Raw genomic sequence first — 14,616 nt, forward strand, 5'->3', positions numbered from 1 at the left:
AGTTCACTTCCCCGCAGCCGCGAGCTCGGCGGCGCGAGCGGCCGCTCCGTCCATCGTGTCGACCCGCTGCACCAGCGGGTTGTTGGCACCGTCGAGGATGGCGCGGCCGGCCTCGGCGTTGTTGCCGTCGAGGCGGACCACGAGCGGCTTGGTGACGGTCTCGCCGCGGTCGGCGAGCAGAGCCAGCGCCTGGATGATGCCGTTGGCCACCGCGTCGCAGGCGGTGATGCCACCGAAGACGTTCACGAAGACGGACTTGACGGCCGGGTCGCCGAGGACGATCTCCAGGCCGTTCGCCATCACCTGGGCGCTCGCGCCGCCGCCGATGTCGAGGAAGTTGGCCGGCTTGACGCCGCCGTGCGACTCACCCGCGTACGCCACCACGTCCAAGGTCGACATGACCAGGCCGGCGCCGTTGCCGATGATGCCGACCTCGCCGTCCAGCTTGACGTAGTTGAGGTTCTTGGCCTTGGCCGCCTGCTCGATCGGGTCGACCGCGGACTTGTCCTCGAGCGCCTCGTGGTCGGGGTGCCGGAAGCCGGCGTTCTCGTCCAGGGTCACCTTGGCGTCCAGCGCCAGCACCCGGCCGTCGCCGACCTTGGCCAGCGGGTTGACCTCGACCAGCGTGGCGTCCTCGGCGACGAACGCCTGCCACAGCTTCACCGCGATGTCGACGACGTGCTCGGCGACGTCGGCCGGGAACTTGGCGAGGGCGACGATCTCGCGCGCCTTCGCCTCGTCCACGCCCTTGCTGGCGTCGATGGCGACCTTGGCGACCCGGTCCGGGTCGGTCTCGGCGACCGTCTCGATCTCCATGCCGCCGGCGACGCTGGCGATGCAGAGGAACGTGCGGTTGGCCCGGTCCAGCAGGTAGGAGAAGTAGTACTCCTCCACGATGTCGGCCGTCTCGGCCAGCATCACCTTGTGGACCGTGTGGCCCTTGATGTCCATGCCCAGGATGTCGGTCGCACGGGCCTCGGCCTCGTCGGCGCCGTCGGCCAGCTTGACGCCGCCGGCCTTACCGCGGCCACCGACCTTAACCTGGGCCTTGACGACGACCTTGCCACCGAGGCGCTCGGCGATCGCCCGGGCCTCCTGCGGGGTCTCGGCGACGCCGCCGCCCAGCACGGGCAGCCCGTGCCGTTCGAACAGGTCGCGCCCCTGATACTCGAACAGGTCCACGTGTCTCCTTTCGCTCGCGACGCCAAGCGCCGGCAAGCCGCACCATTGCGTCCCGACCTGTTGTTCGCGCGGCGCGTCGCTCAAGCGCCGCCAGCGTGAGGATCGTCCGGCCGGGCGACAGGAACCTGCCGAACGGCCTTCATTCGCAGACTAGCGACCGAATCGGGCTCCGTGCCCGCGCGGGTACACGGTGTGCAAGACCACACACCAGAGGTACGAAATCGCTGCTCCGGGGCGGTTGGGGCGACCGGGCACGGAGTGCCCGCCGGGAACCCGGGCCGGCGCGGCGAAAAAGTCATGGGAGCGCGCCGTAACCCGCCCGACAGGGGGTCGTTGAGTGTGATGTCGGAGCGCTCAGGCGCCTGGCAAGGAAACGGCCGATGCCCTGTCGGTCGAGGGGTGGCGGCGGGGCATCGCGCATAGAGGGGCCGGACGTGTGAGGGGTGCGTCCGGCCTCTCCCCTTGCCCTGTTTCCCGGCTTTGACCAGTCAATTCACGCGACCGGGGCGGTCACATTGGCGCGCACCCATTCGACGATGGATTCCAGCGACGCACCCGGCGTGAATAGTGCGGCTACACCGAGTGATTGCAATTCGGTGATGTCCTCCTCCGGAATGATGCCGCCGCCGAATACCACGATGTCGGCCGCATCACGCTCCGCCAATAGTTCCAGCACTCTGCGGAACTGCGTCATGTGTGCTCCGGAGAGAACCGACAGGCCGATGCCGTCGGCGTCCTCCTGAATCGCCGTCTCGACGATCTGCTCGGGTGTCTGGTGCAGACCGGTGTAGACGACCTCCATGCCGGCATCCCGCAGAGCGCGCGCGATGACCTTGACGCCACGGTCGTGTCCGTCCAGCCCAGGCTTGGCGACGACGACCCTGATCCGTGCTCGCATGCTGACCCCTCTTCGGGCTCCAGGACCCCGGTGTCCGCGGTCACCTGAACGAACGGTAACCCGGCGGGCCGGACGCCGGTAACCGGAATAGTTACCCGGGTCACATTACTTTCCGTTTCCGCGCCCCTTACGGAGGGTCGCCGGAACGCGGTTTGAGAAACGTAACCAATTCGGACAATAGCTGATCAATGTAGACCAGGAACTGTCACGAAATTGGCGCTGCGACTTGTGACGGGGCTGCCGTTTCGTTACCGTGGCCACGGCTGTCACACAGGTTCCCCCACAGCGACAGCCCGGCCGGTCTCCTGTTCAACCCAATTCCCGGGGTTCGAACCTGCGCCGCGCCGCCGTAATGCCACTGACGGAGGATCCTTCGTGCGCCAGCGCTTGTCGTCTGAGCCCGATCGCTATCGCGGTCGGCGTCGCGTACCCACCCCTCCGCGCAGCCGTTACGCGGTCGTCGTCACCTCGGCCTTCGTCGGCGCCGGCATCGTCGCCCTCGGCGCCTCGGCGAACCTGACGGACAGCAAGACCATCGACCCGGAAGCTCTGCAGGGTCTGAACCGCAGCTCCTCGGTCGCCACCGAGGCCCTGGAGAACCGCGCCGACAACAGCGCCGCCTCCCGTGGCGAGAACCGGGCGACCGACAACACCGAGCTCAGCGCCGAGGAGCAGGCGGCCGACGCCTACCTGCTGCCCCTCGACGAGTACGAGTTCACCTCCGGCTACGGGGTCCGCTTCGGCCAGCTGCACGCCGGCATCGACCTCGCCGCCCCGGACGGCACCCCCTACAAGGCGGTGCACTCGGGCACGGTGGTCCAGGCCAGCTACGCCGGTGGTTACGGCAACGCCATCACGATCCGGCAGGACGACGGCACCGAGATCGTCTACGCCCACTCCCGGCGGGTGCTGGTGAAGAAGGGCGACGTGGTCAAGGCCGGTCAGGTGATCGGCGAGGTGGGCAACACCGGTTACTCGTACGGCTACCACCTGCACCTCGAGGTCCACTCCAAGGGCACCCCGGTCGACCCGATCACCTTCCTGCGCGATCGTGGTGTCGACATCAAGCTCCAGATGGAATCCGTCTACGCCGGGATCGCCGCGGCAGAGGCTTCCTGACCTCTCCCGTTTCCCACCACGAGCGTCCGAAACCCGGAAACGCTCATCGGTTCCACTCCTCCCGCCGACAGGACAGGTGACAGCACCAGTCGCCCCCGGCCGGGAGGGAGCAGTCAACCGTGCGGCAGCATTCGTCACCTCGCCGCGTAGGCAGACACCGGCGGAGTCAACCGCCGCCCCGCAACCACTCCCTGGTCTCTCTGGCCGCTCTGAGCGCCACCCTGGCCGCCGCGCTGGGCATCGCCGGGGTCGCCGCCGCAGCCGCCCCGATCCGCGGCGACCGCACCCGCACACCCAATCTGCCGACCGCCGCGCACGCGCCCGCGGCCCTGCCGATCGTCCCGCCGGCCGGTGACGACGCTCCGGGCAAGCTCTACCCCCGCCTCGATCCGATCCCGCGGGAGCAGCGGGCGAACCGGCCGATGGCCGCCCGGGTCCGGCTCCGGGAGCGGCCGCTGCCCGTCGCCCAGGACCGGCTGTCACCGGCCGCCCAGTGGGTGCACCCGAATCCCACCGCCCGGATGACCTCCTGTTTCGGCCAGCGCTGGGGACGGCTGCACGCCGGCATCGACCTGGCCGCCCCGCCCGGCACCCCGATCCTCGCGGCCGGCGCCGGCGTGGTGCTCTCGGCCGGGCCGAACGGCGGGTACGGCAACGCGATCCTGATCGACCACGGCGACGGCTGGCTGACCAATTACGGTCACCTGGCGGTGATCATGGTCGAGACAGGACAGTCCGTGGAAGCCGGCGACCAGATCGGCATGGAGGGGTCGACCGGGCACTCCACCGGGCCCCATCTGCACTTCGAGGTGCGTCAGGGGCCGTTCCGGATCCCGGTCGAGCCGACCCGGTGGATGCGCGCCCACGGGGTTCCGATCCCCGGCTGTGTGATGCCGCCGTCTACAGCTTCTCGATCGGAGCATGACGAAGGATCAGCCACATCGTCTGATCCCCGAAGTCGATCTGGACCCGTGTCCCCGGCCCCTGTCCCTCCACCGCCAGCACCCGGCCCAAGCCGTAGCGCTGATGGTTCACCCGATCGCCCGCGTCCACCTTCGGCGTCTGCTTCAGCTCACTCGCCGTCGTGAGCTTGCTGGCGTCGATGCCGAACCGGTCGGCGATGCGCTGGGCCTTGGGGGTGCCCCCGGCGAAGCCTCCACCGCGCTGGCGGTCGCCGCCGCCGCCGTAACCACCGCCGCGGCCGCCGACCCCGCCACCGGTGCCGGACCACGAGGTGTACGACCCGCCGGTGCGCTCCCACCGGACCAGCTCGGCCGGCAGCTCGTCGGTGAACCGGGACGGCGGGTTGTACTGCGGCTGACCCCACGCCGACCTGGTCACCGCCCGGGACAGGTAGAGCCGCTGCCGGGCCCGGGTGATGCCGACGTAGGCCAGCCGGCGCTCCTCCTCCAGCTCGGAGTTGTCGCCGAGCGCCCGCATGTGCGGGAACACGCCGTCCTCCAGGCCGCTCAGGAACACCACCGGGAACTCCAGGCCCTTCGCGGTGTGCAGCGTCATCAGGGTGACCACACCCTGGTTCTCCGGGTCGTCGTCGGGCAGCTGATCGGCATCGGCGACCAACGCCACCTGCTCCAGGAACCCGGCCAGCGTGGCGACCTGCTCCTCGCCCTCCTCGGCCAATGACTCGACGCGCTCGGTGTACTCCCGGGCGACGCTCACCAGCTCCTGCAGGTTCTCCACCCGGCCCTGGTCCTGCGGGTCCAGGCTCTCCTCCAGCTCGCCGAGCAGGCCGGAGCGCTGCAGCACCGCCTCCAGCACCTCCTCCGGCGGGGCGGCCAGGGCCAGTTGCCGCAGGTCGTCGAGCAGCTGCACGAAGTCGTTGATGCTGTTGACCGCCCGGGTGGAGATGCCCGGCGCGTCCTTGGCCCGGCGCAGCGCCTGCCCGAACGACACCCGGTCCCGGTTGGACAGTGCCTCGACACACGCCTCGGCCCGGTCGCCGATCCCCCGTTTCGGGGTGTTCAGCACCCGGCGGATGCTGACCGTGTCGTCGTCGTTCACGATCGCGCGCAGGTAGCCCAGCGCGTCGCGGACCTCCTTGCGCTCGTAGAAGCGCACCCCACCGACCACTTTGTACGGCAGGCCGACGCGGATGAACACCTCCTCGAACACCCGGGACTGCGCGTTGGTCCGGTAGAAGACCGCCACGTCACCGGGGCGCACGTCGTGGTTGTCGGTGAGCCGGTCGATCTCGCGGGCCACCCAGTCGGCCTCGGCGTGCTCGGTGTCGGCGACGTAACCGACGATCTGCTCGCCCTGCCCCTGGTCGCTCCAGAGCCGCTTGGGCTTGCGCGACGTGTTCCGGTCGATGACCGCGTTGGCCGCCGACAGGATGGTCTGGGTGGACCGGTAGTTCTGCTCCAGCAGGATGGTGCGCGCCTGCGGGTAGTCCCGCTCGAACTCCAGGATGTTGCGGATCGTCGCGCCCCGGAACGCGTAGATCGACTGGTCGGCGTCACCAACCACGCACAGCTCGCTCGGCTCGACGTCACCGCCGGGCACCCCGACCAGCTCACGGATCAGCGTGTACTGCGCGTGGTTGGTGTCCTGGTACTCATCCACCATGACGTGCCGGAACCGGCGCCGGTACGTCTCGGCGATCATCGGGCGCGACTGGAACAGGTGCACCACGGACATGATGATGTCGTCGAAGTCCAGCGCGTGCGCCTCGCGCAGGCGACGCTGGTACAGCTCGTAGGCCTCGGCGACGGCCCGCTCGTTCGGGCCCTTCGCGTTCGCCTTGTACTCCTCCGGCTCGACCAGCTCGTTCTTCAGGTTCGACACCTGGGCGGCCAGGCTGCGCGCGGTGTATCGCTTCGGATCCAGGTCCAGCTCGCGGGCGACCAGCGTCATCAGGCGGCGTGAGTCGTCCGCGTCGTAGATCGAGAAGGTGCTCTTCAGCCCGGCGTGCTCGTGCTCGGCACGCAGGATGCGCACACACGCCGAGTGGAACGTCGACACCCACATCAGCCGGGCACGTGGCCCGACCAGCTGGGAGACCCGCTCCTTCATCTCACCGGCGGCCTTGTTGGTGAACGTGATGGCGATGATCTCGCCGGGATGCACGTCCCGCTCGGCCAGCAGATAGGCGATCCGGTGGGTCAGCACCCGGGTCTTGCCGGAACCCGCGCCGGCCACGATCAGCAGTGGCCCCCCGGAATGGGTGACCGCGTCCCGCTGCGGGCCGTTGAGGCCGGTCAGCAGCGACTCCGGGTCGATCCGGCGGGACACCGGCCGGGGCGTCTCCGGCACCCGCACCGCGGGGAGGGAGAACAGGGCGTCGGAAGGTTCTGAGGAAGGTCGCATGGCGGGAGCCAGTGTATGCCGACCCACCGACACGTTTTCCCGGCCGATCGCCCACCGTATCCACGCCTGACGATTAGTGTGGGGTCATGCCTCCTTCCCGGGGAAAGCGCATCGTCATGTCGGTGGCCGCACTGGTCACAGCCGCGGTCATCCCGGCGGCGCCGAGCGCGGCGGCCCAGGGCGCCGCCGTGGTCAAGGGCCAGATCCTCAGCTACAACGACTTCCACGGCGCCATCGACCCACCGACCGGCACCGGCGCGGTGGTCAACGCGGGCGGGGTCAGCACCCCGGCCGGTGGGGTGGAGTACCTCGCCACCACCCTGAAGCGGCTGCGGGCCGGGAGCCCGCACACGATCACCGCCGGCGCCGGCGACCTGATCGGGGCGACCCCGCTGGTCAGCGCGGCCTTCCACGACGAGCCGACGATCGAGTTGATGAACCAGATCGGGCTGCAGGTCAGCTCGGTCGGCAACCACGAGTTCGACGAGGGCGTGGCCGAGCTGATCCGGATCCAGCGCGGCGGATGTCACCCGGTCGACGGATGCCAGGACGGCGATCCGTACCGCGGTGCGAAGTTCTCCTATCTGGCGGCGAACACCATCGACAAGAAGACGAAGCTGCCGATCCTGCCGCCGGTCGACATCCGGTTCGTCGGCGGTGTCCCGGTCGGGTTCATCGGCATGACCCTGGAGGGCACCCCGGGCATCGTCAACCCGGCCGGCATCACCGGGGTCACCTTCACCGACGAGGTGCAGACCGCCAACAAGTGGAGCAACGTGCTGCGCACCCTCGGGGTCCGGGCCCAGGTGCTGCTGCTGCACGAGGGCGGCACGCAGGCCGCGGTCACCCCGACACCCGGCGTCTCGGACTGCACCGGGTTCACCGGCCCGGTGGTGCCGATCGTCGCCGGGCTCAACCCGGAGATCGGCGTGGTCGTCTCCGGGCACACGCACCGCTTCTACCAGTGCGAGCTGCCGAACCGCACCGGCGCCCGCACCGTCGTCACCAGCGCCGGCAACAACGGCCAGCTGGTCACCGACATCGACTACACCCTGGACAAGCGGACCGGCCGGTTCGCCGGGATCACCGCGACGAACGTGATCGTGGAGAACGGCATCCCGGACGGCAGCGGCGGCTGGCGCAAGGACGCGGCCGGCGCCTACCTGCGCAACCCGGACACCGTGGACCCCGCCGCCAAGAAGGTGGCCGACAAGTACCGGACCGCAGTCGCCCCGATCGCGAACCGGCTGGTCGGGAGCATCAGCGCGGACATCACCCGGACCGCGACACCGGCCGGCGAGAGCCCGCTCGGTGACGTGATCGCCGACGCGCAACGCTCGTACACGAACGCGCAGATCGCCCTGATGAACCCGGGTGGCATCCGCGCCGACCTGGACGCCGACCAGTCCTCCGGCGGTGAGGCGTACGGGCAGGTCACCTACGGCGAGGCGTTCACCGTGCAGCCGTTCAACAACCTGGTGGTCACCCAGACCTTCACCGGCGCCCAGCTCAAGGACGTGCTGGAACAGCAGTTCGCCGGGTACGCCGGGCAGACCGTCCAGCGGATCCTGCAGGTGTCGGCCGGTCTGACGTACACCTGGAGCGCCTCGGCCCCGGCCGGATCGAAGGTCGGCGCTCTGGCCCTGAACGGTGTCCCGATCGACCCGGCCGCGAACTACTCGGTCACCACGAACGACTTCCTGGCCAACGGCGGTGACGGATTCAGCAACCTGACGGTCGGCACCGGCCGGGTCACCGCGCCGGGCTTCGACGTGGACGCGCTGGTGGCCCTGCTCGCCACCGGCCCGATCCCGCCGGGGCCGGCGAACCGGATCACGACCACCTCCTGAACAGCGGAGAACCCGTCCCAACACTCGGGCGGTTTCCTTGCGGGACCGTCCGGGACGGGGGCATACTCGGCTCGTGATCCAGCAGGCGCGATTTTTTACCTATGGCACCGGAGCCCCGGCAGCCGTAGGTCGCGCCTGAACCCCAGACCTACATCAAGCCCCGGGCTCTCCAGCTCGGGGCTTGATGCTGTCCGGGCCGGGGTGGCCGGGACGTCAGCACCTGAGGAGCATGACATGACCGCCGACCTGATGGACCAGACCACCGGCGCGGGCGCGGGCGAGGACGCGGCCGCCGAGAAGATCCGCGGCATCCGCGAGCGGATCAACGAGATCGACAAGACCATCATCGACCTCTGGCTGGAGCGTTCGGCGCTCTCCCAGGAGGTCGGCAAGACCCGGATGGCCAGTGGCGGCACCCGCCTGGTGCTGGCCCGGGAGCGGGAGATCATCGAGCACTTCCGGGAGGCGCTCGGCCCGGACGGCACCCAGGTCGCCCTGCTCCTGCTCCGCTCGGGCCGCGGCCCCCTCTGATCCGGCGTACCGTCGCGACGATCCGGCGCTCACCGCACCCGGCGCACCTCCGCGAAGTGGCAGGCCGACGGGTGCGGCGAGCGTTCCCGGATCTGCAGGACCGGCTCCTGCTCGCCGCAGACGTGCTGTGACTTCCAGCAGCGGGTGCGGAAGCGGCATCCGGACGGCGGATCGGCGGGCGACGGCACGTCCCCTTCGAGGACGATCTGGTCCCGGCGGCCCCGCAGGCGCGGGTCCGGCACGGGCACGGCGGAGATCAACGCCTGGGTGTACGGGTGGGTCGGCTGGTCGTAGATCGCCACGTCGTGCCCCTGCTCGACGATCTTGCCCAGGTACATCACGGCCACCCGGTCGGCGATGTGCCGGACCACCGACAGGTCGTGCGCGATGAAGATGTACGACAGCCCGAAGTCGTCCTGCAGCCGCTCCAGCAGGTTGATCACTTGCGCCTGGATCGACACGTCGAGCGCCGACACCGGCTCGTCGCAGACCAGGATCTCCGGCTTGAGCGCCAGCGCCCGGGCGATGCCGATGCGCTGCCGCTGACCGCCGGAGAACTGGTGCGGGTACCGGCCGGCGTGGTCCGGGTTCAGTCCGACGGTGTCCAGCAGATCCTGCACGGCCTGCCGGCGCTTGCCCTTCGGCACCACGTCGGAGTGGATCTCGAACGGCTCGCCGATGATGTCGCCGACCGTCATCCGCGGGTTGAGCGAGGTGTACGGGTCCTGCATCACCATCTGGATGTTGCGGCGGGCCCGGCGCAGGTCACCGCCCTTGAGCCGGACCATGTCCTGGCCGCGTACCGCGATCGCCCCGGACGTCGGCTTCTCCAGCCCGACGAGCAGCTTGGCCAGGGTCGACTTGCCGCAGCCGGACTCGCCGACCACACCCAGCGTCTCGCCCCGCCGCAGTTGCAGATCGACGCCGTCGACCGCCCGTACCGCGCCGTCCCGGCTCTTGAAGTGTTTGACCAGACTCCGGGTCTGGAGGACGACGTCACTCACCGAGGACCTCCCGGAAGAAGTGGCAGCGGGCGGTGCGGTGCGGTGCGATCGAGTACGCCGGAGGCGCCGGGTCCTGACGGCACGGGTCCTTGGCGTACCGGCAGCGGGGGTGGAAGGCGCAGCCCGCGGGGATGTCGGTGAGCGCCGGCGGCAGCCCCTGGATCACGCTGAGCTGCTGGCCCTTGAGGTCCAGGCGCGGGATCGACTCCAGGAGCGCCCGGGTGTACGGGTGGCCGGGGCGGGCGTAGATGTCGTACACCGGCGCCTCCTCGACGACCCGGCCGGCGTACATCACCGAGATCCGGTCCGCGACGTCGGCGACCACACCCATGTCGTGGGTGATCAGCACGAGACCCATGTTCCGCTCGCGTCGCAGCTCGGCGAGCAGGCCCATGATCTGCGCCTGCACCGTGACGTCGAGCGCGGTGGTGGGCTCGTCGGCGATCAGCACCTCGGGGTCGAGCGCCAGCGCCATCGCGATCATGACGCGCTGCCGCATGCCGCCGGAGAACTGGTGCGGGTAGTCGTGGACGCGGCTCTTCGCGCCCGGGATCCGGACCTGGTCGAGTAGTTCGACGGCCCGTTTCCGCGCGTCGCCGCGGGACATCCCGCGGTGCACCCGGAACAGTTCGGCGAGCTGGAAACCGACCGAGTAGACCGGGTTCAGCGCGGACAGCGCGTCCTGGAAGATCATCGCGATCCGGTTGGCGCGGACCTTCCGGCGCTGCGCCTCCGGCAGTTTCAGCAGGTCGACGCCGCGGTACCGGACCTCGCCCTGGGTGATGTGAGCGGGCGGGGTCTCCAGGATGCCCATGATCGCCTGGGCGGTCACCGACTTGCCGCAGCCCGATTCGCCGAGGATCGCCAGGGTCTCGCCGGGGTTCAGCCAGAAGCTCGCCCCGTTGACGGCTTTCGCGACACCGTCCCGGGTGTGGAACTCCACGTGCAGGTCGTTGATCTGGAGCAGGGGCGCGCGGGGGTCGGTCCCCGGCAGGGCGTCCACCTGCCCCTTGATGTCGGTCATGGTGTGGGTCACCGCAGCTTCGGGTCGAAGGCGTCGCGGATGGCGTCGCCCAGCATGATGAAGGCCAGCACGGTCACGGCGAGGAAGACGGACGGCCAGACCAGCGGGGACGCCGCGATCCGGGCGTAATTCCGGGCCTCGGCGATCTGCAGGCCCCAGCTGATCGCGTCGCCGCCGAGCCCCGCACCGAGGTAGGAGAGCGTCGCCTCGGCGGCGATGTTGGTGCCCAGCAGGATCGTGATCACCACGATGAACGAGGCGATCGAGTTCGGCAGGACGTGCCGGAACACCAGCCGGGCCGGGCCGGCGCCGAGCATCCGGGCGGCCGCCACGTAATCCTGGGACTTCGCCGTGATCACCGCGGACCGCATCACCCGGGCCGCCGCGGTCCAGGTCAGCAGGCCCAGGGTGAGTGTCACCGCGAAGACGCCGTCCTCGAACGGGCTGGACAGCCGGCCGGAGAAGACCACCGCGGCCAGCAGCAGCGGCACGCCCAGCATGATGTCGGTCAGCCGGGACAGCACCGCGTCGACGACCCCGCCGAACCAGCCGGCGGCCATCCCCACGATCAGGCCGAGAACACCGGCGAGCAGGGTGGAGAGCAGGCCGACCTCGAGCGAGTCACGGGTGCCGTACACGGTCCGGGCGAAGACGTCGCAGCCTTGGAAGTCGTACCCGAACCAGGCGGTTGAACTTGGTCCCTGATTCTGGTTCGCCAGCGTGCAGACGGCGGGATCGGCCGAAGTGAACAGCGACGGCACGACCGCCATCAGCAGGATCAGGGCGACCAGCACGCCGGACGCCCAGAAGATCTTGTTGTGGCGCAGGTCCGTCCAGGCGTCCCCGGCCAGGCTACGACTGCGGGTGTCACTCATAACGGATCCTCGGGTCCAGGGCGGCGTAGAGCAGGTCGACGACGAGGTTCACGACCAGGAAGACGACGACCAGGACGCTGACGAAACCGACCACCAGCGGGCCGTCCTCGGCGCGGATGCCGCGGGCCAGGTTGAAGCCGACCCCCGGGATGTTGAAGACCTCCTCGACGATGATCGCGCCGGACATCAGCATGCCCAGGTCGACACCGATCAGGGTGATCACCGGGATCAGCGAGTTGCGCAGCACGTGCACCCAGGTCACCCGGCGCGGCGTCAGGCCCTTGGCCCGGGCGGTCCGCACGTAGTCGGCCCGCAGGTTCTCCACCACCGAGGTACGGGTGACCCGCAGCTGGGTGGCCATCACCGAACAGGCGAGCACCACCGCCGGCAGCAGCAGGTCGTAGAGCCCGGCCCGGGCCGTCGTGGTCGCCGGGAACCAGCGCAGCTCCATCGCGAAGACCAGCTGGGCCACCGGGGCGAGCACCACGATCGGCACGGCCAGCAGCAGCAGGGTCATCAGCAGGGTGCTGTTGTCGAAGAAGCCGCCGCGCCGGATCGCCGACCAGACCCCCGCGGTGATCGCGATCAGCGCCGCGACGACGATCGCCAGAGCCGACAGCTTCAGTGTCACCGGCCAGGCGCCGGACAGCATCTCGCCGATGTCCCGGCCCGCCATCGACCGGCCCAGATCGCCGGTGAGCAGGCCTTTCATGTAGTACCAGTACTGCACCGGGAAACTCTCGTCCAGGTGGTACCGCTCGGTCAGCACGGCACGCACGTTGTCGCTGACCGGCTTCTCGCCCGCCAGCGCCTGGATCGGGTCGTCCTGGTTGGCGAACATCAGCGCGAAGACTACGAAGGTGGCCCCGAAGAAGGTCAGGATCATCTGTAGTAAGCGCCGCACGATGTAGCGGAACATTCGGTTTCGGCCTCTTCGGCGACGGAGATCAGTAGAACGTCAACACAGTAGTGGCGTCACGGTCGTTTGCTCCCCGTGACGCCACCGTTGTTCTCGCCGATCAGATCAGGCGATGGTTTCGATCTCGTACAGGTTCACCTTCATGAACAGGTCGATCTCGACGTTGGTGACCTTCTCCGAGTAGCCGTAGACGTTGTTCGAGAAGCGCAGCGGGATGAACGGCATCTGCTGGACCAGGATGTCCTCGGCGTCCTGCCACTTCTTGATCGCCGCGGCCGGCGTGGACGCCGCCGAGCCCTGCTTCAGCAGCTGGTCGAACTTCGCGCTGGCGAAGCCGGAGAAGTTCGACGAGCCCTTCGAGCTGTACAGCGGGCCGAGGTAGTTCTCCATCAGCGGGTAGTCCATCGACCAGCTGAGACGGAAGATACCGATCGGCTCGTGGGCCCGGGCCATCGCCTGGAGGTCGGCGAACTTACCCACCGGGTTGCCGACGCAGGTGACGCCGAGCGACGCGGTGATCTGGCCGCAGGTGGCGTCGACCCAGGCCTTGTGGCCACCGTCGACGTTGTACGTGATCTTGATCTCGGACGGGCCCTTGCCGGCCTGGTACAGCTCCTTGGCCTTGTTCGGGTTGTACTGGCAGGCCTCGCCGCAGCTGTTCTCCCGGTAACCGGCGACCACCGGCGAGACGAACGCGTGCGCCGCCGAACGGGAACCGAGGAAGATCTGCTCGGCGATCTCGTCCCGGTTGATCGCCATCGAGATCGCCTTGCGGACGTTCGGGTTGCTCCACGTCGTGTCGTAGACCGGGAAGCCCAGGGCGTCGAAGCCCGAGTTCTCACTGCGCTGGAACCGCTCACCCAGGTCCGCGGGGGCACTGGAGAGCGCCTCGATCGGGATGCTGGTCTGCACGTCCAGGCTGCCGGTGACCAGGTCCGCGTACTCGGTCAGCTCGTCCTGGTAGATCTTCCAGGTGACGCCGTCGATCTTCGGGACCTTGCCCTTGAAGTTCGCGACCTTCTCCACGACCACCTTGTCGTCGTGGACCCACTTGCCGACCATCTTGAACGGGCCGTTTCCGATGATCGACTCGGCGAAGCCCTCGACGATCACCCCGTCCGAGGCGAACGCGGCCTTCGGCAGCGGGTAGAAGACCGAGTAGGCGAGCACCGTCTTGAAGCTGGAGAACGGCGCGGACAGGGTCACCTGGAGGGTCAGGTCGTCGATCGCCTTCAGACCGGACATCTTGTTGGTCGTCGGCGTCGGGGCCTTCTGCGGGCCCTCCTTGTCCGGGTCCTCCGGGTTCAGATCGTCGTAGCCGGCGATCCGCGCGTAGAAGTTGCTGCCGGTCTGCGCGTTCGGCCCGTAAGCGCCGTAGTTCCACGCGTCGATGTAGTTCTGCGACGTGACCGGCTCGCCGTTGTGGAAGGTGAAGCCCGGCTTGAGCTTGATCGTCCAGATCCGGTTGGACTTGTCCGGCGTGATCGACTGGGCCGCGGCCTCCACCGGCTCCTTGCGGGCGTTGAACTCCAGCAGGGGGTAGAACAGCGAGCTGAGGATCGTGGTGCCGTTGACATCCGTGACGTTCGAGGGCAGGAGGTCCGACGGCTCGGATAGACCGATCACGACAGTGTTGGAGTTGGCGGACTCACCGTCCGAGTCACCACCGCCACAACCGGCGATCAGCAGAGAGATGGCGGCCAGTCCGGCCGCCATCTTCCACGGGCGTTTCCCGAGCATCGGGGGTGCCTCCTTCAGGGGCGCTCACGAGGGGGTGTGTGAGTAGCTGCCACTGTGACACAGAGACACGTAAACCCGGAGCCCCGTTATCAAGCCGATATTAGCCGCTTACGCCCGATCCAGTCGTTTTCGAGGCCTCTGAGCTGG

The 14,616-nt window shown here is 68.9% G+C and carries 11 protein-coding genes and 1 pseudogene; 4 read left to right on the forward strand and 8 right to left on the reverse strand.

Features of this window, described 5'->3' with window-relative positions; genetic code table 11:
• Window positions 1-3: 3 nt before the first annotated feature.
• Complete coding sequence (gene sucC / locus Aco03nite_RS22065) at window positions 4-1,182, reverse strand: ADP-forming succinate--CoA ligase subunit beta (RefSeq protein WP_203797432.1); 1,179 nt, start codon at window positions 1,180-1,182, stop codon at window positions 4-6.
• A 493-nt stretch (window positions 1,183-1,675) separates the two neighbouring features.
• Window positions 1,676-2,080, reverse strand: a complete 405-nt coding sequence (icmB, locus tag Aco03nite_RS22070) for a coenzyme B12-dependent isobutyryl CoA mutase small subunit (RefSeq protein ID WP_203797434.1) — start codon at window positions 2,078-2,080, stop codon at window positions 1,676-1,678.
• Between the two features lie 375 nt (window positions 2,081-2,455).
• On the opposite strand from icmB, the gene Aco03nite_RS22075 reads away from it, so the two are divergent.
• Both Aco03nite_RS22075 and Aco03nite_RS53070 read left to right on the forward strand, forming a co-directional pair.
• Window positions 2,456-3,199 (forward strand): M23 family metallopeptidase, encoded by a 744-nt coding sequence (locus tag Aco03nite_RS22075; RefSeq protein WP_203797436.1) that lies wholly within the window; start codon window positions 2,456-2,458, stop codon window positions 3,197-3,199.
• A 521-nt stretch (window positions 3,200-3,720) separates the two neighbouring features.
• Window positions 3,721-4,005: pseudogene (locus Aco03nite_RS53070) on the forward strand (M23 family metallopeptidase); the annotation flags it as partial.
• Between the two features lie 94 nt (window positions 4,006-4,099).
• Here Aco03nite_RS53070 and pcrA read toward each other — a convergent pair.
• Window positions 4,100-6,526: a DNA helicase PcrA gene (pcrA, locus tag Aco03nite_RS22085; protein WP_239145336.1), complete on the reverse strand. Its 2,427-nt coding sequence runs from the start codon at window positions 6,524-6,526 to the stop codon at window positions 4,100-4,102.
• A gap of 86 nt (window positions 6,527-6,612) precedes the next feature.
• On the opposite strand from pcrA, the gene Aco03nite_RS22090 reads away from it, so the two are divergent.
• On the forward strand, window positions 6,613-8,376 hold the full coding sequence (locus Aco03nite_RS22090) for a bifunctional metallophosphatase/5'-nucleotidase (protein ID WP_203797438.1): 1,764 nt from the start codon (window positions 6,613-6,615) through the stop codon (window positions 8,374-8,376).
• Window positions 8,377-8,610: 234 nt separating this feature from the next.
• On the forward strand, window positions 8,611-8,907 hold the full coding sequence (locus tag Aco03nite_RS22095; protein WP_203797440.1) for a chorismate mutase: 297 nt from the start codon (window positions 8,611-8,613) through the stop codon (window positions 8,905-8,907).
• A 29-nt stretch (window positions 8,908-8,936) separates the two neighbouring features.
• On the opposite strand, the gene Aco03nite_RS22100 is transcribed toward Aco03nite_RS22095, so the two are convergent.
• The 5 genes from Aco03nite_RS22100 to Aco03nite_RS22120 all read right to left on the reverse strand — a co-directional run bounded on the left by Aco03nite_RS22100 (window position 8,937) and on the right by Aco03nite_RS22120 (window position 14,469).
• Window positions 8,937-9,911 (reverse strand): ABC transporter ATP-binding protein, encoded by a 975-nt coding sequence (locus Aco03nite_RS22100; protein WP_203797442.1) that lies wholly within the window; start codon window positions 9,909-9,911, stop codon window positions 8,937-8,939.
• Complete coding sequence (locus Aco03nite_RS22105) at window positions 9,904-10,935, reverse strand: ABC transporter ATP-binding protein (RefSeq protein ID WP_203797444.1); 1,032 nt, start codon at window positions 10,933-10,935, stop codon at window positions 9,904-9,906. Before Aco03nite_RS22105 ends, Aco03nite_RS22100 begins: the two co-directional genes overlap by 8 nt.
• Before the next feature lie 8 nt (window positions 10,936-10,943).
• Window positions 10,944-11,810 carry an ABC transporter permease gene (locus Aco03nite_RS22110; protein WP_203797446.1) on the reverse strand — a complete coding sequence of 289 codons (867 nt, stop codon included), beginning with the start codon at window positions 11,808-11,810 and terminating at the stop codon, window positions 10,944-10,946.
• The gene (locus tag Aco03nite_RS22115) at window positions 11,803-12,729 is read right to left on the reverse strand and encodes an ABC transporter permease (RefSeq protein WP_203797447.1); all 927 of its coding nucleotides are present in this window, start codon (window positions 12,727-12,729) and stop codon (window positions 11,803-11,805) included. Before Aco03nite_RS22115 ends, Aco03nite_RS22110 begins: the two co-directional genes overlap by 8 nt.
• A gap of 105 nt (window positions 12,730-12,834) precedes the next feature.
• Window positions 12,835-14,469 carry a peptide ABC transporter substrate-binding protein gene (locus Aco03nite_RS22120; protein WP_203797448.1) on the reverse strand — a complete coding sequence of 545 codons (1,635 nt, stop codon included), beginning with the start codon at window positions 14,467-14,469 and terminating at the stop codon, window positions 12,835-12,837.
• Between the last annotated feature and the right edge of the window lie 147 nt (window positions 14,470-14,616).

The sequence above is a fragment of the Actinoplanes couchii genome (genome assembly GCF_016862075.1).
GTDB lineage: Bacteria > Actinomycetota > Actinomycetes > Mycobacteriales > Micromonosporaceae > Actinoplanes > Actinoplanes couchii.